The sequence below is a fragment of the Pseudomonas sp. genome (assembly GCF_036404235.1).
GTDB lineage: Bacteria > Pseudomonadota > Gammaproteobacteria > Pseudomonadales > Pseudomonadaceae > Aquipseudomonas.
Window position 1 is genome coordinate 29,644 of sequence record NZ_DASWOT010000006.1, and the last position, 18,484, is coordinate 48,127.

An 18,484-nucleotide genomic window follows, 5' to 3' on the forward strand; every position below is an offset into this window, starting at 1 on the left:
TTTGATCGTTGAAAGGGACAGCCTGCGGGCCGTCCCGAGGAGTAAGCATGAGCATTGAGCACTACGACTACATCATTGTTGGCGGCGGCAGCGCCGGCAGTGTGCTGGCCAATCGGTTATCGGCGCGCGCGGACAAACGTGTGCTGCTGATCGAAGCCGGTGCCGACACCCCCGACAGCAATACCCCGGCCGACATTCTCGATGGCTTGCAGCCGTGGCTCCCACGCCAGGCAGGCGAACGGTATTTCTGGCCAGACCTGACGATTTTGCGCGCGGCAGAACATCCCGGGATACCACGCGATGCCCAGCGATATGAGCAAGGACGCATTTTGGGCGGCGGTTCGAGCGTCAATATGATGGTGGCCAATCGTGGCCTGCCACGGGACTACGACGAGTGGGCCGAACACGGTGCGCACGGCTGGGACTGGCAAGGCGTACTGCCGTATTTTCGCAAGCTGGAGCGTGATCTTGATTTTGGCCTGAGTGATCCAGAGCAACACGGCCACGACGGCCCGCTGCCAATTGCCAGGGTTGATTCACGGCACTGGGGCCGCTTCACCCAGGCTTCGGCGCAAGCCCTACAGAGCCTTGGCCTGAACGATATCGTCGATCAGAACGGGCGTTTCGAAGATGGCTATTTTGCACCCACCGTCACCATCGAAAACGATCAACGAGTATCGAGCGCCCGCGCTTACCTCAGCGCCGAAGTGCGCTCGCGGCCTAATCTGACGCTGTGGACCGATACCCATGCGCGGCAGCTTACAGTGCGCGGCAACACGATCACCGGAGTGCAGGTGCAGCGCGACGGCAAACTGCTGAGCGTGACGGCGGGCGAGGTCATCCTCGCCGCTGGCGCCCTGCAATCGCCCGCGTTGCTGTTGCGCGCAGGCATCGGCCCGGCAGATCAACTGCACGACCTCGGCATTGAGGTGGTCGCCGACCGCCCAGGTGTCGGGCGCAACTTGTGGGATCACAGCTCCATCGGCCTGACCGCCACCCTGCACGAAAACCTTGCCCCGAGCGACGAACCCAACTCTGTACACCTGCTCGCAGCGCGGGTGTCGTCCGGCATCGAACCGGGCGTGCCAGCGGATTTGTACCTGGGCATCTCGCGCAATTCGGCGCTCGGCACCGCAGGTGCGGTGCTCTGGGTCAACAAACCCAGCTCCACTGGCCACCTGCGTTTACGCAGCCGCGACCCGGCCGACTACCCAGCGGTGGAGTTCAACTTGCTGTCCGACCGCCGCGATCTTGAGCGGCTGCGCGAAGGTCTGCGCCTGCTCGCAGCCGTTTTCGCCGACCCTGCCGTGGCAGCGTTCAGCGGCCCGCCGCGCTTGACCCGCTTTGCCGATGCGTCGATAGAAGGTCCGCTGTTGTCCGAGCTTTTGGCCAACGATGCCGCCCTGGAACGCTACCTGCGCACCCATGTCGGCGGCGTCTGGCATGCCAGCGGTACTTGCCGTATCGGTCGCACCGAGGACCCGCTTACGGTCGTCGATTACACCGGGCGGGTGTTGGGTGTACAGGGGCTGCGCGTTGCCGATGCCTCGGTGATGCCGACCATTCCCACCGCCAATACCAACCTACCGACCGTGATGATCGCCGAGAAGCTCGCCGACGCCATCCTTGCCAGCGCCTGAGGACTTTGACCATGACCCGCTATGCCTTGTTGATCGATGGGCAACTGCAACCCGGCGAACAAGCCGATGCAGTGCTCGACCCCGCAACCGAACAGACCGTCGGTTACGCCGCCCGGGCCAGCCATGCGCAAGTCGATGAGGCTGTTGCCGCTGCGCACAAAGCCTTCGCTGGCTGGGCCGCCGACCCGCAAGCCCGACGTAGCGCGCTGGCACAGGCGGCCGCAGTGCTGCGGGAGAACACCCAACAGATCGCCGAACTGATCAGCCGCGAGCAAGGCCGCCCCTTGCGCTTTGCCCTCGGCGAAGTCGCCGGGGCGGCGGCGACGTTCGATCACTACGCAGCCTTCCAAGCGCCGCCCGCCGAAGTATTGCGTGACGATGAGCAGCGTTTGGTACGCATTGAGCGTCGCCCGTTCGGTGTGGTGGCGGCGATTACGCCCTGGAACGTGCCGATCATTTTGCTGGTACTCAAACTCGCCCCGGCGCTGCACGCCGGCAACACCCTGGTGGCCAAGCCCTCTGAGCACACGCCACTGTCGACGCTGCTGCTCGGACAGCTGTTGAAGGACGTATTCCCTGCGGGCGTGTTGAACATTATTGCGGGGGACGGGAGCGTGGGTGAGCAGTTAAGCAAGCATCCTGAGGTTCGCCACATCACCTTCACCGGCAGTGTCGCCACTGGCAAGCGCCTGTACGCCGGGGCCGCTGACGATCTGAAACGTCTGACCCTGGAATTGGGCGGCAACGACGCCGCACTGGTCCTTGAGGATGCGGATATCCCGGCCATCGCCGAAGCGTTGTTCTGGGGCGCGTTCTGGAACAGCGGCCAGGTGTGCTTTGCGATCAAGCGTCTGTATGTGCATGAAGACCTGTTCGCATCGCTGATTGCAGCACTGGTAGCACGCGCCGAAAAAACCCGATTGGGCAACGGCCTCGATCCCCTCACCGAACTCGGTCCATTGACCAACCGCCAGCAACTGGAGCGGGTCAAGGCGCTGGTGGCCGATGCCCGTACCCACGGTGCCATCATCCATACCGGCGGCCACCAGCCCGAAGGCCCAGGTTATTTCTTTGAGCCAACCATCGTCAGCGGCATCGGTGCAGGCGTCGCGCTGGTCGATGAAGAGCAATTTGGCCCAGTGCTGCCGGTGATCGCTTTCCGTGACGTCGAAGACGCGATCCGCCAGGCCAATGCCAGCCCTTTCGGCCTGGGCGCCTCGGTGTGGACTCGCGATATCGCGCGCGGCGAAGCCATTGCCAGGCGCCTGGACGCTGGGCTGGCATGGGTCAACCAGCATTTGGAGGTCCAGCCGGGCGCACCCAAAGGCGGGCATAAATCCAGCGGGCTGGGCTACGAAGGTGGGCTGCGCGGCTATGAAGCGTTCAGCGAACTGCAAGTCATCAATATCGCCCGGCCCTGAGCCCGGTATCTGCCCTCTTCTCCATTGACCAAGGATTTCCTATGCGTGCCGGTAGCTGGCCCTCGATTATTCTGACCCTTGCCTTTGCCGTGATCATCGCGGCGTGCCACGGCAAAACCATTCTGCTGATCGCCGACATCGCCAAGGCGTATTCGGTAAGCCCTTCCCAAGCCAGTTGGGTCGTCTCGGCGGTGGCCATCGTTGCCGCCCTCGCCTCACCGATCGTCAACTGGGGGGTGGCGCGCGTGGGCGAGCGCCGGGCGATCATCTTCGGGCTGATTGTCGCTGCGGTGTGCAGCTTCCTGGCCAGTCGGACCGAACACTTCGGTACGCTGCTAATCCTGCGGGTGATCGAAGGCGCAGGTTATATCAGCGTGGTGCTGGCGGCATTAGCGTTGCTGATCCATACCACTGAAGGTAAACGTCGCACCAGCGCGCTGGCGCTCTGGTCGGTGGCCTCACCACTGGGCGGAGCGATTGCGATATTTGCCGTGTCACCCTACATCGGTGGCGCTCATGAGCAGTGGCGCATCGCGTTCAGCGGGCATGCGCTGATCCTCTTGCTGCTGTTGCTGGCAACGCCTTTATTACCGTCGATCAATCTTGCCAACCGGGCCGAACGCAAACCGTTTTCGCGGGTATTCAGCCTCTACGCCGACCCTTCTGCGCTGCGCCTGGCGGCTGCGGTCGGCGCGCCACTGACCGTGGCCTTGGGATTGATCACCATCACGCCGGACTACCTCATCCATGCACTGAACGTCGCGCCAGCAACCATCGGGGTGATTTCTACTGTGGGTATTCTTTCCAGCGTACTGGCAGGTTTGTTCGCCGGTTTCATTCTCAACCTGCGGCTGGTCGGCCCGTTGAGCGTCGTCGCCGGCGCCTTGATCGGCGTGACATTGGAAGTGCTGGTTTTCATCCCTGGCGTGAGCACCGAACTGGCCATTACGGCAAAACTTGTGCAGGGCTTTTTCAGCAGTTTTGTGATTGCCTGGGTATTCACCAGCATCCCGAAGATGACCCGCAACGGCGATGTGATGGGCGCTGGCGGTATCGCCGAACAAGCCCTTTACATCTCGATGTTCCTGGGCCCGGTGCTGCTGTACCCACTGTTCGCCTTGCCCTCGCGGGTGCCGTTTTTCGCAGCGCTGATCATCGCCAATCTGCTGCCGCTGTTTCTCCTGCCTCTGGGCTTCAAACGTTCTGACGCCAGCCCTCTGGTTGCAACCTGACCTTGCATTCATCGGCAGGGTGCTGCCTGTGCAGCACCCTGCCAGCAGGTGCTTGTGTACCAGCACCCCCGCGTCTCGTATGTTGCCGAATTGTCACGATCATTTAAGTTTTTATCCTTTATTTTCAATTAGTTAAGTTTATACATTAATTTTTTTTCATTTCGGTACGGTTGTTGCGATACCCCACCAGACGGGTTTGATCACCTGCCTGATGTTGAGCACTTCGAGAGCAACTGAACTCTCGTTTCAGCAATAACGGGGAGCACTATGTTTAACCGGACCACCTTATCCATCGCTATCGCCTTGAGCTTGGGCAACGCTTACGTGGGTGCCAGCCAAGCCGATGACAGTATCGAATCAACGACTCAGCCCTCCAGCACCTCGACCCTTGAAAAAGTCACGGTGACCGCGCAAAAACGTGAAGAAACGGTTCAAGCCGTTCCCGCGCCGATCTCGGTGCTGAGCGGCGACAAGATCCGCCAGGCGTCATTGAACTCCGCCAATGAAATCACCCGCTACATTCCCAATACGTCAGCGGGCACCACCGACGGTCATGGTCGCCCGCGCTGGTGGATTCGCGGCCTGGGCACCGGTGACCAAGGCGCCAACACGGTAAGCCCGGTCGGCATTTACATGGACGACGTCTACATCTCAAACATCAGTGCCACCGGTTTCCCGCTGTTCGACCTGGACCGGGTCGAAGTGCTGCGTGGGCCACAAGGCACTTTGTGGGGCAAGAACACCACAGGCGGCGCGATCAACTTCATTTCGAAAAAACCGTCCTTCAAGGAAGACGGCTACTTCAAGATCGACATGGGCAACTACGCCAGCCGCGCAGTAGAAGGCGCGTTTGGCGATTCGCTGATCGATGACAAACTCGCAGCGCGGGTTGCAATCCGTCATCAAGGCAACGACGGCTACAACGAAAACAAGGCCAATGGCAACGACCGTGGCGCATTGGAAGACGACGCGATACGCCTACAGTTTCTGGCGGTGTTGTCGGACGATCTGGACGCCAATATCAACTTCCACAGCCGTCGCTATCACGACACGGGCAGCTCAAGCACGGTCAATTACGGCCTGGGGGCAAACGGCAATAACCAGTTCGGTTATCACGTTGATCCCAAGCAAGGCGAGGTTTACTACAACGCCAAGAACACCGCGAACATCCAACAGGACGGAGGCAACCTCAACCTGACCTGGCAACTGGGCGATCTGCAACTGACCTCAATCACGGCGCTGGAATCATTCAAGCGCGATGCCCTGAGCGACAGCGATAACACCCCACTTGAACTGCAGCGCGGCTACGCCTATGCCGACAGTCGGCAGTTCTCGCAGGAGTTTCGCCTGGCCTCGCCACGTACCGATCGATTGAACTGGGTCGCGGGCCTGCACTACTTCAACGAAGACCTGGACTCGAAAAACGCCAGTGGCACGCTGCAAAACACCTATGTATCGCGAAGCTATAACCGGGTCGCCTACAACCAGACCACTGAAAGCTATGCGCTGTTTGGCAGTGTGACCTACAACTTCACCGACGACTTCAGCCTGACGGGCGGTTTGCGCTGGACCCAGGAACGCAAGTCAATCGACCTCAACCGCGTAGCCAACGTGGGCCAAGCCAGTTTTGCCGGCGGTGACTGGTGGAAACCCGGCAATGTCACCTCGCCGCTGGCGGTGACAGCCGTCCAGGATGAGAGCACCACCTGGAGCGACTGGACCTATGACCTGACCCCGGAATACAAGCTGTCGGACAACGCGCGAGTGTATTTTCGCTACTCCAAGGGCTTCCGTTCCGGGGGCTACAACGCCGGTGTCACGACCCAGTCGACGGTGGCCACCGTGGACCCGGAATTCCTGACTGCTTATGAACTGGGGCTTAAGTCCGAGTGGCTCGATGGCCGCCTGAACGCCAACGCCAGTCTGTTCTATTACGACTACAAAGACATTCAGCTCAACATCGTGAGCGCCATCGACAACCAGACCGTTTCACGCCTGGCCAACGGGGCTCAGGGCGAGGCATACGGCGCCGAGTTTGAACTTGAGGCGATCCCGTTGGAGAACCTGCATGTCAATTTCGGTCTCGGTTTGCTGCACACCGAATTCACCGATTACACCTCCGGCAGCAACGACTATTCGGGGAACAAATTCGTCCGGGCCCCCAGCATTTCGGCAGTCCTGGGCGCCGATTACCGGATCCCGTTGAACGTTGGGGGCGCCATCATCGTGGGCACCGACTGGGACACCCGCAGCCGTCAGTATTTTTTCACCAACGATCAGAGCGAAAGCATGCGCAGCGGCGGCTACACCCTGGGCAACGCCCGGGTTACCTATGAATTGCCCGGCGCAAAAACCGAGATCACCGGCTACATCCACAACCTCACTGACAAGGAATATCGCAGCCATACCTTGCCCGGCGGCTACCAGAGCGCTGGCGTCATGTTTGGCGATCCACGGACATTTGGCGTCTCGCTGACCAGCCGATTCTGATCAACCCCGGTGGCCGGTCATCGTCCGGCCACCGCTCAACAAGGCAGTTGCTTATGAAACTCTCAGGGCTTTTCCTTTCCCGCCCAGTGCTTGCAGCCTCACTCATCCTGGGGCTGTTCGCCGGCCAGACCAGCTTCGCCGCGCAAGCACTGAAAACCGTACGAATCGCCACCGTGGCGTTTTCCAATGCTGACAAAATCACCTTCAATGGCCCGACCTATTTGATGGACAAGGACCCCTGGCTCAAAGAGCAACTGGCCCAACGCGGGGTCGAGTTGCAATGGGTTCCCGCGGCCGTCGCTTCGGTAGGGACTTTCGTTAACGAAGAGTTCGCCAACAAACGCATCGACTTTGCGTTCTATGGCGACCTGCCGAGCATCATCCTCAACGCCTCGGGCGTCTCAACCAAACTGATCGCCGCCGGTGGCATCGGCAACAACGTGTACCTGGTGGTTCCGCCAGACTCCACTGCTAAATCGATCGACGATCTCAAGGGCAAACGCATCGCCCTGCACCGTGGTCGGCCGTGGGAACTGTCATTTGCCAAGCTGCTGAGTTCCCGGCAGTTGGCGTTCGATGACTTTCGTATCTTCAACCTCAACCCCCAGGCCGGTGCCGCTGCGCTTAGTGCCGGTCGTATCGACGGGTTTTTCACGCTGAGCGATGCGTATCTGCTGGAGGACAAAAAAGTCGGCAAGATAATCTGGTCCAGTAAACAGGCTCCGCTGGATTGGAAAATGCGTGCAGAACTGTTTGGCGCCAGCGACTTCGTTGCGCAAAACCCAGAGGTGACGCAACTGGTGGTCGATGCCTATTTGAAAGCGCTGAAATGGGCCTCGCAAGAACAGCACAAAGCCGAGTACATCGAACTGCTGTCGCAGTCGGGTCAACCGCAAAGCGTGTTGCTACGAGAAGTTGAAGGCGAACCCTGGAAAGACCACTTCAACCCACTGATCAACGACACCTTGCGTCAACACTACAAGGACGGCATTGCCTACAGCCTGGAGGCAAAACTGATCCGCAAGGACGTCAAGGTCGACGACTTGCTTGATAGCCGTTTCGTCGAACAAGGGCTCAAGGATTTGAACCTGGTTGATGAGTGGCGGTAACGCTTTGTTCTTGCAGGAGCGCGGTGATGCGCTCCTGCAAGGCAATCAAAAAAGGCCTCAGGCCGCGTTCTCCAACAGTTTTTTACCCTCGGCCCACAGGCCGGTCATGTTCCATTGCTGTTCGAGCACGCCGGGGCCGAACTCTTTCGACCCGCCCAGACCTTCAGCCAGGCCCTGGAACCACGCGCCCTCTTCGACCAGCAGAATCAGTTTGGCCACCTGAGTGATTCCGGTCCCCCAGAAGGTCGCCCCACCATTGGCTTCAAGAATGGCGGGCAGGTGTGGATTGGCCTGTAGGCTCTGGACGATGAACTCGGGTTCCGGCTGGCGGCGATCAATGTAGATCGGCAGTTCACGGGCCAGCGTCACGCGCTGCGACGCTGCATAGCGGATCGGCAAGACCCGATGGGCACTCGCCCAGCCGCCTAGCCACGGCGTATGGACGTGGCTGACCACGTTGACCTCAGGACGCTGGGCAAAAACCGTGGCATAGCGCTTGCCGTTGCCACCGGCTTTGCGGCCACTCAGCGGCGACGAGCCTTCGATGGATTCGTCCAGATAAACAGCGCCGTCATAGTCGGCGACCACCGCGCGAATTTCTTCGTCGTCCGCCCATGGGCTCGGTGCATGCAGGGCAATCACCAAGCGGCTGTCCGGCACCCGCAGATACACTTGAAACGTACGGGTGGCGGTCAAGGTACGGGTGTCTTTCAGCACCCGATAAGCCTTGGAAAAATCGTGTTTGGCCTGATCAAGGTAGGTCAGTTGTTCGGCAGTCAGGGGATGAGTCATGGCAAATACTCCAGCTAATCAATGGATATGCCGGACAGCAGTCCCGGCACTCCACGCTACACAGCACTTCCTGTGCCAGTGCTCATAACAATCACAATCCATTGTTTTTAAACCAATTTTATTTAAACACCCGCTACCCCGCCGCTGTGACCGGACGTTCTTGCTGCATCACCAGCACGACTTGCTGATCAATTGCTGCTGCGCCAGCAGTCCACCCGCGTTCACGCCCACTGCAAGTACTCAACGCCGCGTCTTACGCCGCCTCTGGCGCTTGGCACAGCCGTTGCAATCACCCTGTCCAGGCGGCTCTCGTTCCGATGGGCCCAACCACTGTCACTCTGGAGTTATTCATGAGTACCGAGTTTTTCTGGCGCCTGCCTTTGGGCAGCGATGGGCATTATTTGGCGAGTGATAAAAACACTCGGGGCAGCGCTGTTTATCGCCCCGGCAATATCGCCCCCGGAAGGCTGCCCAATGGCGAGCCCGACGGTTTTACCTACATCGATTACATCGCCCAGGTGGCCAAAGCGGCTGAACTGGCAGGTTTTGAAGGGGCGCTGCTACCGACAGGTCCCGAGCCCTGGATCGCAGCAGCGGCGCTGGCACGGGAAACCCGACGGATCAAGTTTCTGATCGCGTTCCAGGCCACCTGGACCCTACCTGCGTATGTGGCGCAACAAGCCGCGATTTTGCAGAACCTGAGCCGGGGACGAATCGACTGGAACATCATCACTGGCGGCAATCCGGCTGCCCAGCGCGCCAATGGTGATTTTCTCGAACACGACCTGCGCTACAAGCGTACCGGTGAATTCCTCGACATCATCAAGGGCCTCTGGGAAAACGAAACGTTCTCCTATAAGGGCGATATCTATCAGTTGGAAAACGGCGCACTGCCACCGGGGCTGACCCATGAGCGCAAGCCAAGTGTGTACTTCTCGGGCTTCTCGGACCCGGCGCTGGACGTCGCCGCCCGCCACGCCGATGTGTATCTGAACTGGGCGGAACCGGTGGACAAACTCAAGCCGCACATTGAGCGCGTGCGCGAACTGGCCGACAAGCAGGGCCGCGAAGTGCGCTTTGGCATTCGTATCGACCTGTTCGCCCGCGAGACCGAAGAGGCCGCGTGGTCCGAGCTGCGCCGCCAGTACGAGCGCATCGACGCCAGGACCAGCGAGTTCATCAAGAAATTTGCCACCGGATCAGACTCGGTCGGAGCCGCCCGACAAACCGCCTACCATAAGAATTCCGAGCGTTTCGAAGACTTGATTATCGGCCCCAACCTCTGGGCGGGCTTCGGCAAGGCCAAGCCGGGGCCGACCATTGGCCTGGTGGGCAGTCACGAGAATGTTGCCGAGCGCTTGGCCGAATACCGCGACGCCGGCTTCTCGACGTTCATTCTGGCTGGCAACCCGCACCTGGAAGAAGCCCTGCGTATCGGCCAGGAAGTCCTGCCGCTGGTGCATCAGCGAACGCAGGCCGAGCGCGCACAGGCAGCCGCCAACCTTAAGGTCGCCGGCTGATCCCGCGCCACCGTTCCAGGGTCTCGCCTTACCCCGCAAACACGGAGTGTCTGCGGGGTGTTGGCTGCCCCGTCGTCGCCAGGTCCACACCGCAACATGCCAGGCGCCTTTTGTTGCTGAGCACCCACAGCCCTTGCTGATCGATTGCTGCTACAGCAGCAATCAACGATGACCTAGCAACAGACCGACGCCCCCTAACCCCCGCAAATACGCTACTTCAGGCCTGATCCAAAGCGTGGCATGGCCGTTGCAATCAGTGATTACCGGCAATCCAGGGTGATCACCTGTAGTTGCTCATTTGCCTGTTTATCCTCGAATTATCTGGAGAAAGTGCAATGTCTCATCCCCTCGAAACACTTTGGTATACCCGCTGCCCGGTCCCTACCGGGCTCGGCATCGCGGTACAAAAGGGTTGGCTGGAGGAAGTCCTGGAACAACAAGGCACACGCATTCAATCGCTGCGTGAATCCAGTGAACAATCGGTGCGTGAATCGCACTTTGACCACAGCCTGAAAAACTCGGTACGTCACGGTGGCAATATCCCGGCCATTTGGGCCAAGGCCAGTGGCCGCGATACACGGGTGATTGGTCTGTCGTGGGCCGATGAAATCCAGCTAATCCTGACCTTACCCACCAGCGGCATTAAAACCGTCAAGGACCTCAAGGGACGTAAATTCGGCCTGCCCCATTGGGTCAATGCGCAGATCGACTTCACCCGTGCCCAGGCACTGCGTGGCCTGGAAAACGCCCTCAAACTCGAAGGCCTTGAGGTCAAGGACGTCGAGCTGGTGGATTATCTGCATGGCGGCACATTCAGCGATGAAGCCACCCAAGTGGTCAATGGCGTGGCCAACTTCGGTGGGCGCCGCAACGGCGGGCAGAACGCCGAGCTTGTCGGGCTGCTGCGCGGGGAAGTCGATGCGATTTTCCTCAAGGGCGCGCACGCCGCGCAACTGGCCCATCAATTTGGCCTGCACACGGTGATCGACACCGGCTCGCACCCTGAGCCGCTCATCCGTTCGAACAACGGCACTCCGCGCACACTCAGCGTCGACAGCCACCTGCTCGACCAGCATTACGACACGGCCGTGGCGATTCTGTCGTCGGTGGTGCGCGCCGAAGAGTGGGCCTGGACCCACCCACAAGACACTCGTCGGTTTCTTGCCCATGAAACCAACAGCAGCGAGTTCTGGGTCACGGCGGCCTATGGCGAGGATGCGCACCAGCGCCTGCGCACCAACCTCGACGAACGTTCGATCAATGCCGTTCAAGACTTCACCGACTTCCTGCACCGCTGGAACTTCACACCGGCCAGCTTCTCGGTCAGTGACTGGATTGACCCACGGCCACTGGAAACGCTGCGTACCGCAGTCGCCACGCGCACGGGTTGATGGATCTACCCTGGGCAGGGGGACAACAAACCCTGCCCGCTTCATTTTTTCGCGCCATGACATGTCTGGATTGCCTGCATGAGTAAACCTCTCGATACCCTTTGGTACACCCATAGCCCAGTGCCCACCGGCCTGGGCATCGCTGTTGAATCAGGGCGCCTCGCCGAGGCATTTCGTCCCTATGGCACCAATATTCAAGGGTTGCGCGAATCTTCCGACCGGGAGGTTCGCGAGGCCCATTTCGATCATCACCTGGACAACTCAGTCCGCCACGGCGGCAACACCCCTGCGATCTGGGCCAAGGCCAATGGCAAAAATACGCGCGTGCTGGGGCTTTCCTGGAGTGACGAGGTCCAGTTGATTCTGACCACGCCAGAAAGCGGGGTAAAAACCGTACGTGATTTACGTGACCGGCGCTTTGGCATTCCGAAATGGGCCAACGTGCAAATCGACTTCGGTCGTGCCCAGGCCCTGCGCGCTCTGGAGAATGCCTTGCAGCTTGAGGGCCTGAACACCCGCGACGTCGAGTTAGTGGACTACCCGTATGGCGGCACTCATAGCGACGAACCGATCCGCCATGTGTTTGGCGCACAAATAGCCCTCAAGAGCCATCATGGAAGGCGGCGTAACAATGAGCTGATAGGCTTGTTGCGTGGCGACATCGACGCGATTTTCGCCAAGGGCGCACACGGCGTGCAGATGGCCGACGAATTCGGTCTGCATGTGGTAATCGATACCGGCTCGCACCCCGACCCCATGGTGCGCAGCAACATCGGCACGCCGCGCACTCTCACCGTCGACCAGCACATGCTCGATGAGCATTTCGACGCTGCGGCACTGATCGTCGAAACCGTGTTGCGCGCCGAACAATGGGCCTGGAGTCACGCCGATGAAACCCGGCGTTTTCTTGCCCGCGAACTGAACACCAGTGAGTACTTCGTCGCCGCCGCGTATGGCGAAGACGCCCACCGGCGGTTGGTGACACGCCTGGAAGAAAAGTCGCTGCTGGCGTTACAGGACCTTACGCACTTCCTGCATCGCCATCGTTTTATCGACCATGCCTTTAACGTTCGCGACTGGGTCGACCCACGCCCGCTGGAGTCGGTGCTGGACAAAACCAGGCTGGCGATCTGATGAGCGTCCTGACCCGCCTTGCGCCCCAACCGCAGAGGCTTATCCAGCGCAACCTGCTACGACTGACCTGGTTACTCTCGCCGCTGTTGGTGTTCCTGGCCTGGATGCTGGTGGCCGACTCCGGTCGCTACTCCGAGCAACTGTTGGTGCCTCCGGCCTTTGTCTGGGACGCCTTCAAGGATGTGCTGCACAGCGGTGAGTTGCTCGAACACATCCGCTTCAGTCTCAGTCGCCTGGGCATGGGCTTCGCGCTCGGTGCCAGCGCCGGTCTGTTGTTCGGCGTTGCGCTGGCCCTTTCAAAAACCGTCGAGGTGTACTGCTCGCCGCTGTTTCACACGCTACGACAGATCCCTTCGATTGCCCTGATCCCGATGTTCATCCTGGCGTTCGGGGTCGAGGAAACCTTCAAGGTGCTGATCGTGACCAAAGCGGTGTTCTTCCCCGTGGCGCTTGCAACGTGCGAAGGCATCAAAGCGATTGCCCGCAGCCACTTTGAGGTGGCCCGGCTCTACCGCCTGCCGCTGCGCGACGTGATCGTCGACGTGGCCTTTCCGGCCGCCGCGCCCTCGATTGTCACCGGTTTGCGCATCGGCCTGAGCCGGGGCTGGATGGTCTTGGTGGCGGCCGAGTTGCTGGCGGCCGACAGTGGTTTGGGACAAATGATCGAGATGAGCCGACAGATGATGCGCATCGATATCGTCATGGTCGGCGTGGTGGTGATCGGCTTGTTCGGCTTTGTCCTCGACTATGGTTTTCGCCTGTTGGAAAAGCATCTGTTTCGCTGGAAGGCCCGATAGGAGAATCCCATGAACTCACTGATTGGCCTGTTACGGGGTGCTCGCGGATTACTGTTGCCCGCGCTGTTGATCGGCGCGTGGGAGATCGCCTCACGCCAGGGCGCCGCCCAGGCGTATGCCCTGGTGCCGCTGGCAACGATCGGCCATGGCCTGGTCGACCTGATCGACAGCGGCGCATTGCTGATCAGCACCCTGGCCAGCCTGCAACGGACCTGCATCGGCCTGTTGATCGGCGTCACTCTGGGAACTGTCGTTGGCGCGTCGATGGCGTTGTCGCGGGTGATCGAGCGTGTGCTCGGGCCGCTTTACCACATCCTGCGCCAAGTGCCGATCCTGGGGCTGATCCCCCTGATTGCGCTGTGGTTCGGCAGTGGCGAAGGCGCGAAAATTTTAATTGTCAGCCTGGCGGCGTTCTATCCGATGACACTCAATACCTATGAGGGCTTCAGCCATATCGAGCGGCGCTACCGCGAAGTCGGGCAGCTCTTCGGATTCGGCCCGCTTCAACAGTTGACGCAAGTCTTGCTGCCAAGCGCCCTGCCCGCCATCGCCAACGGCGTACTGCATGCGCTGGCATTTGCCTGGGTCAGCTCCGTGGGTGCTGAGTTATTTCTTTCGACCGGCGCGGGCCTGGGCAACCTGATGATGAACGCACAGGCGGGCTCGCGCATGGAAGTGGTGGTCATCGGTGTGTTGTGCATCGGCCTGCTCGGCTACGCCATGAACCAATTGTTTTCGCGCCTGAGCCGGTACTTGCTGCGCTGGCGCGACCTTCATTGAAGGCGGGATCAATCATGAACGCATCACTCAAGCCGTATTGGCTGGATCAAAGCGCACACGAACCAGGCTCGCTGCAAATTCGTGGGCTGGGCAAACAGTACGCCATCGATGGCAAGCAACTGACGGTGCTGGAGAACGTCAACCTGTCGGTGAAGGCTGGCGAATTTGTCAGCATCGTCGGCACCAGTGGCTGCGGAAAGTCCTCATTGCTGCGGCTGATCGTCGGCCTGGAAACCGAGTACAGCGGCGACATTCTGCTCGATGGAAAACGCATCCATGCCACAAGCCTGGAACGCGGCCTGGTGTTTCAGGACCATCGACTGTTCCCGTGGAAAACCGTTGAGCAAAACATTGCCATCGCGCTAAAAAACCACCCTTTGACGAAAAATGAAAAAGCCCAGCGGGTGGCCGAGCACATTCAACTGGTCAACTTGCAAGGGTTCGAAAACGCTTACCCCCATCAACTCTCGGGCGGCATGGCACAGCGCGCGGCAATTGCTCGTGCCCTGATCAACAAACCCAAGCTTTTGTTGCTTGACGAGCCTTTTGGCGCGCTTGACGCCCTCACGCGGGTCCACCTGCAACGAGAACTGCAACGGATATGGGTGCAACAGCGCAGCACCATGATCATGGTGACCCATGATGTCGAGGAAGCGCTTTACCTGAGTGATCGAGTGGTGGTCATGGATGCGCGCCCTGGGCGGATCAAACATGAAATCCAGGTCGACCTGCCCCACCCACGGGAACGCAATTCGCTGTACTTGCAAAGGCTCAAAGATGAACTGCTGACTGAACTGGTTGGCAGTGATCATGAGGAGCCAAAACCTTTGTAGCCAAGTCACTGGCAAGGTTTTAGTGACCCTGCAGCAACGGGCTAGCAGGGACGTTTCATGGTTGAATTTCAACCGTGCAAGCGCCCTGCTGCCAGCATTTAAGCGGCAACGAACAACGCCGCCGCTATATTCAAATAGTGAATATTCAAATACTAATTAAGACTTTTTTTATCTATAGCAAACTCGTGCATGCTTATTCAGCGCTCTTAGCTTCAGGAATAGCACCATGTCACTGATTACTCATCCCCATGCCCGTGAGTTGACCAAGTCTGTCCGTGCGACGGTTCTGGTGTTCAAGGACCCACGTTCACTGGAATTGCTCAACCGCATCGAGCGCCTTGCCCCCAGCGACGCCAACGCGTTGATCATGGGTGAAACCGGTACCGGCAAGGAATTGGTGGCGCGGCACATCCACAGCCTCAGTCATCGACGTGACGAACCCTTCGTCGCGGTCAACTGTGGCGCATTCGCTGAGTCGCTGGTTGAAAGCGAATTGTTCGGTCATGAGAAAGGCGCCTTCACCGGCGCCACCAGCAGTAAAGCCGGATGGTTTGAAGCGGCAAAGGGCGGCACGCTGTTCCTTGACGAAATCGGCGACTTGCCATTGAACATGCAGGTCAAGTTGCTGCGTGTCTTGCAGGAGCGTGAGGTCGTGCGCCTGGGCTCGCGCACGCCAATCCCGATTAACGTGCGGCTGGTAGCCGCCACCAACGTCAACCTTGCCGACGCCGTGGTTGCCGGTAACTTTCGCGAGGACCTGTTCTACCGTCTGCACGTCGCGACAATTCGCCTGCCTGCGTTGCGCGAACGGCCAGGTGACATCTTGCCGCTGGCGGAGTTTTTCCTGGAGGAGCATTGCCAGCGCCTGGGCTATACCCGCGCCACCTTGAGCCCCGAGTGCGAACGTAAACTGCTCGACCACAGTTGGCCAGGCAACATTCGCGAGCTGGAAAATTCGATTCATCACGCCCTGCTGGTGTGCCGCAACCAGCGCGTGCACCCCGAAGACCTGCACTTGGTGGACATGCGCAATCATGGCTTACGGACCAACAATACGCCGGCGTTCGTGACCACAGGTCAAGCGCCGGCCAGCCTTGAAGAGGCGCTGGCAAAATTGTTCGAGCAGAACTTGCCGAACCTTTACGAGCACATCGAAGAAACCGTGTTCCGTGCAGCCTATCGGTTCTGCCATGGCAACCAGTTGCAGACCGGCAGAATTCTGGGCATCAGTCGAAACATCGTACGTGCCCGGCTGGAAAAAATCGGCGAGCTGGCTCAGTCCCCGCGCAGCGCCAGCCAGGAAGCCGCCAAACATTGAGCCCGACTGCTGCCACAGCAGCACACCGGCAGCAACATTGCTGCGTGAATGGCAACACGTGCAGATATTTTTACGGAGTCCTTGCGAGTGCGGCGCAGCCAAATCAGGCGCGACCTCTACCGCACAGGGCGGGACCGGTTTTATCAAGAGGCTGGGCATAGTTATTGCTCATGTGCTGTCACAGTTTTTTACCAATGGAGTCAATCAATGGGCAATGTCCAAACCGCTGGCGCGCATGAGGCGCTATGGCGCCAGGCACCCGGCGGCGAGTTGCTGGACCTGGGGCGCACTTATCGCGAGCCCTTGTCGTTGTCGCAACTGCAGAGTACGCCCAAGCGCATTCTGAGCCAGCGCGAAGCCTTACTGCTCGGGGTCTTTGCGTTGGTGTTGCACGGCGCCGTGATCTATTGGATCAATCAATCGCCCACCCCGGCGCTGCCCATCGTGCCGCCGGAAATCCCACCGATGACCATCGAGTTTTCCCAACCCGCACCGCCCGTGGTGCAGACCCCGCCACCGCCGCCCGAGCCCATCGTGCAGCCCGTGGTCGAGCCGCCACCACCGGTGGAGGATGAACTGGCCGTAAAACCCCCACCGCCCAAGCCGATTCCCAAACCAAAACCTGTGGTCAAGCCGGTTCCAAAACCTGTCGCCAAACCGGTAGAACAACCCCCGGCGCCACCTGCACCACCACAACCGGTCGCCGCTCCCGCACCACCCGCACCACCTGCGCCCGCACCGGTGACCCCGGCCTCGGCCAATGCCGGTTACCTGAAAAATCCAGCGCCGGAATACCCGCCATTGGCGATGCGTCGCAACTGGGAAGGCACGGTACTGCTGCGCGTGCATGTGTTGGCCAGCGGCAAGCCCGGTGAAATCCAGATCCAGAAAAGCAGCGGCCACGAACAGCTCGACGATGCAGCGCAAGCGGCCGTCAAACGCTGGAGCTTCGTCCCCGCTAAACAGGGCAACGACCCCATCGACGGCTGGGTCAGCGTACCGATTGATTTCAAAATCAAGTAACTGATCTCAGGATTCGATTTCCAGATCAAGCAACCCTTAACCCTATTCGCGACACTGCGGGCCACCTGACAAAAGGCGCATCGCTCTGAATATTTTTGATGCCCTGTTGGAGAGCCTTAACCATGAACCTCATTGCTTCCCCCTTTGATTCCATCGAACACGCGGTCATCTGGCTGCTGATCGTTTTCTCCGTCGCCACCTGGGGCCTGGCCCTGGTCAAGGGCGTGCAGTTCACCCGCCTGAAGGGCCAGGATCGGCGCTTTCATAAAAAATTCTGGGCCGCTTCCAGCCTTGACTCCGCTGCCGAACTGGCCCACAGCCAACCGGGCGCCGCCGCGCGCGTGGCGCTGTCGGGTTACAACGCGATCCAGGTCCCGGACGGCACCCACGCCAACGATCTGAGCCAGGCCATCAACCATCAGGACCGTCTCGAACGCGCCTTGCGCCAGCAGATCGTGCGTGAACGCCGTTCGCTGGAAACCGGGCTGGCGATCCTTGCCAGTATCGGCAGCACCTCGCCCTTCATCGGCCTGTTCGGCACGGTGTGGGGGATCATGTCGGCGCTCAAGGGGATCAGCGCCGCCGGTTCCGCGAGCCTGGAAACCGTGGCCGGCCCGATTGGTGCGGCGTTGGTGGCCACCGGCGTGGGTATCGCGGTCGCCGTGCCCGCGGTGCTGGTATACAACTACTTCCTGCGGCGCCTGAAACTGACCGCCGCCGACCTCGATGATTTTGCCCACGACTTCTACAGCCTGGCGCAGAAGAGTGCGTTCCGCGTGCTGCCGCATCCGGTGCTGAATAAATCCACTGTCGCCGGGCAGAAAGTGAAGGAGGCCTCCTGAAATGGCTTTTTCGACCCAAGACAGCGATGAAGTGCTGAGCGAGATCAACGTCACCCCATTGGTGGACGTGATGCTGGTGCTGCTGGTGGTGTTCATCGTGACCGCGCCGCTGCTAACCAACTCGATCCCGATCAACCTGCCCAAGACCGAAGCGGTTGCGCC

General features: G+C 59.9%; 16 protein-coding genes. 15 read left to right on the forward strand and 1 reads right to left on the reverse strand.

What is annotated here, in order from left to right:
* Positions 1-47: 47 nt before the first annotated feature.
* The 5 genes from VGC62_RS00790 to VGC62_RS00810 all read left to right on the forward strand — a co-directional run bounded on the left by VGC62_RS00790 (position 48) and on the right by VGC62_RS00810 (position 7,892).
* Complete coding sequence (locus VGC62_RS00790) at positions 48-1,640, forward strand: GMC family oxidoreductase (RefSeq protein ID WP_331185199.1); 1,593 nt, start codon at positions 48-50, stop codon at positions 1,638-1,640.
* Between the two features lie 11 nt (positions 1,641-1,651).
* The gene (locus VGC62_RS00795) at positions 1,652-3,061 is read left to right on the forward strand and encodes an aldehyde dehydrogenase family protein (RefSeq protein ID WP_331185200.1); all 1,410 of its coding nucleotides are present in this window, start codon (positions 1,652-1,654) and stop codon (positions 3,059-3,061) included.
* Positions 3,062-3,102: 41 nt separating this feature from the next.
* Complete coding sequence (locus tag VGC62_RS00800; RefSeq protein WP_331185201.1) at positions 3,103-4,293, forward strand: MFS transporter; 1,191 nt, start codon at positions 3,103-3,105, stop codon at positions 4,291-4,293.
* A gap of 267 nt (positions 4,294-4,560) precedes the next feature.
* Entirely contained in the window at positions 4,561-6,783 is a 2,223-nt protein-coding gene (locus tag VGC62_RS00805) for a TonB-dependent receptor (protein WP_331185202.1), read from the forward strand.
* A 53-nt stretch (positions 6,784-6,836) separates the two neighbouring features.
* The gene (locus VGC62_RS00810) at positions 6,837-7,892 is read left to right on the forward strand and encodes an ABC transporter substrate-binding protein (RefSeq protein ID WP_331185203.1); all 1,056 of its coding nucleotides are present in this window, start codon (positions 6,837-6,839) and stop codon (positions 7,890-7,892) included.
* 57 nt (positions 7,893-7,949) lie between these two features.
* Here VGC62_RS00810 and VGC62_RS00815 read toward each other — a convergent pair whose 3' ends face one another.
* On the reverse strand, positions 7,950-8,684 hold the full coding sequence (locus VGC62_RS00815) for a class II aldolase/adducin family protein (RefSeq protein WP_331185204.1): 735 nt from the start codon (positions 8,682-8,684) through the stop codon (positions 7,950-7,952).
* Positions 8,685-9,034: 350 nt separating this feature from the next.
* Between VGC62_RS00815 and VGC62_RS00820 the strand changes: the two genes are divergently transcribed.
* The 10 genes from VGC62_RS00820 to VGC62_RS00865 all read left to right on the forward strand — a co-directional run.
* Positions 9,035-10,204, forward strand: coding sequence for an LLM class flavin-dependent oxidoreductase (locus VGC62_RS00820; RefSeq protein WP_331185205.1), 1,170 nt, complete (start codon positions 9,035-9,037; stop codon positions 10,202-10,204).
* A 335-nt stretch (positions 10,205-10,539) separates the two neighbouring features.
* Positions 10,540-11,595 (forward strand): ABC transporter substrate-binding protein, encoded by a 1,056-nt coding sequence (locus VGC62_RS00825; RefSeq protein ID WP_331185206.1) that lies wholly within the window; start codon positions 10,540-10,542, stop codon positions 11,593-11,595.
* 78 nt (positions 11,596-11,673) lie between these two features.
* Positions 11,674-12,729, forward strand: coding sequence for an ABC transporter substrate-binding protein (locus VGC62_RS00830; RefSeq protein WP_331185207.1), 1,056 nt, complete (start codon positions 11,674-11,676; stop codon positions 12,727-12,729).
* Positions 12,729-13,526, forward strand: a complete 798-nt coding sequence (locus VGC62_RS00835) for an ABC transporter permease (RefSeq protein ID WP_414705723.1) — start codon at positions 12,729-12,731, stop codon at positions 13,524-13,526. Before VGC62_RS00830 ends, VGC62_RS00835 begins: the two co-directional genes overlap by 1 nt.
* 9 nt (positions 13,527-13,535) lie before the next feature.
* Positions 13,536-14,306 (forward strand): ABC transporter permease, encoded by a 771-nt coding sequence (locus VGC62_RS00840; RefSeq protein ID WP_331185208.1) that lies wholly within the window; start codon positions 13,536-13,538, stop codon positions 14,304-14,306.
* 14 nt (positions 14,307-14,320) lie between these two features.
* Positions 14,321-15,139, forward strand: a complete 819-nt coding sequence (locus tag VGC62_RS00845; protein ID WP_331185209.1) for an ABC transporter ATP-binding protein — start codon at positions 14,321-14,323, stop codon at positions 15,137-15,139.
* A 226-nt stretch (positions 15,140-15,365) separates the two neighbouring features.
* Complete coding sequence (locus VGC62_RS00850) at positions 15,366-16,457, forward strand: sigma-54 dependent transcriptional regulator (RefSeq protein ID WP_331185210.1); 1,092 nt, start codon at positions 15,366-15,368, stop codon at positions 16,455-16,457.
* A 207-nt stretch (positions 16,458-16,664) separates the two neighbouring features.
* Positions 16,665-17,480, forward strand: a complete 816-nt coding sequence (locus VGC62_RS00855; protein WP_331185211.1) for an energy transducer TonB — start codon at positions 16,665-16,667, stop codon at positions 17,478-17,480.
* Positions 17,481-17,602: 122 nt separating this feature from the next.
* Positions 17,603-18,322 carry a MotA/TolQ/ExbB proton channel family protein gene (locus VGC62_RS00860; RefSeq protein WP_331185212.1) on the forward strand — a complete coding sequence of 240 codons (720 nt, stop codon included), beginning with the start codon at positions 17,603-17,605 and terminating at the stop codon, positions 18,320-18,322.
* 1 nt (position 18,323) lies between these two features.
* A partial coding sequence (locus VGC62_RS00865) for a biopolymer transporter ExbD (protein ID WP_331185217.1) occupies positions 18,324-18,484 on the forward strand: 161 nt, incomplete at its 3' end.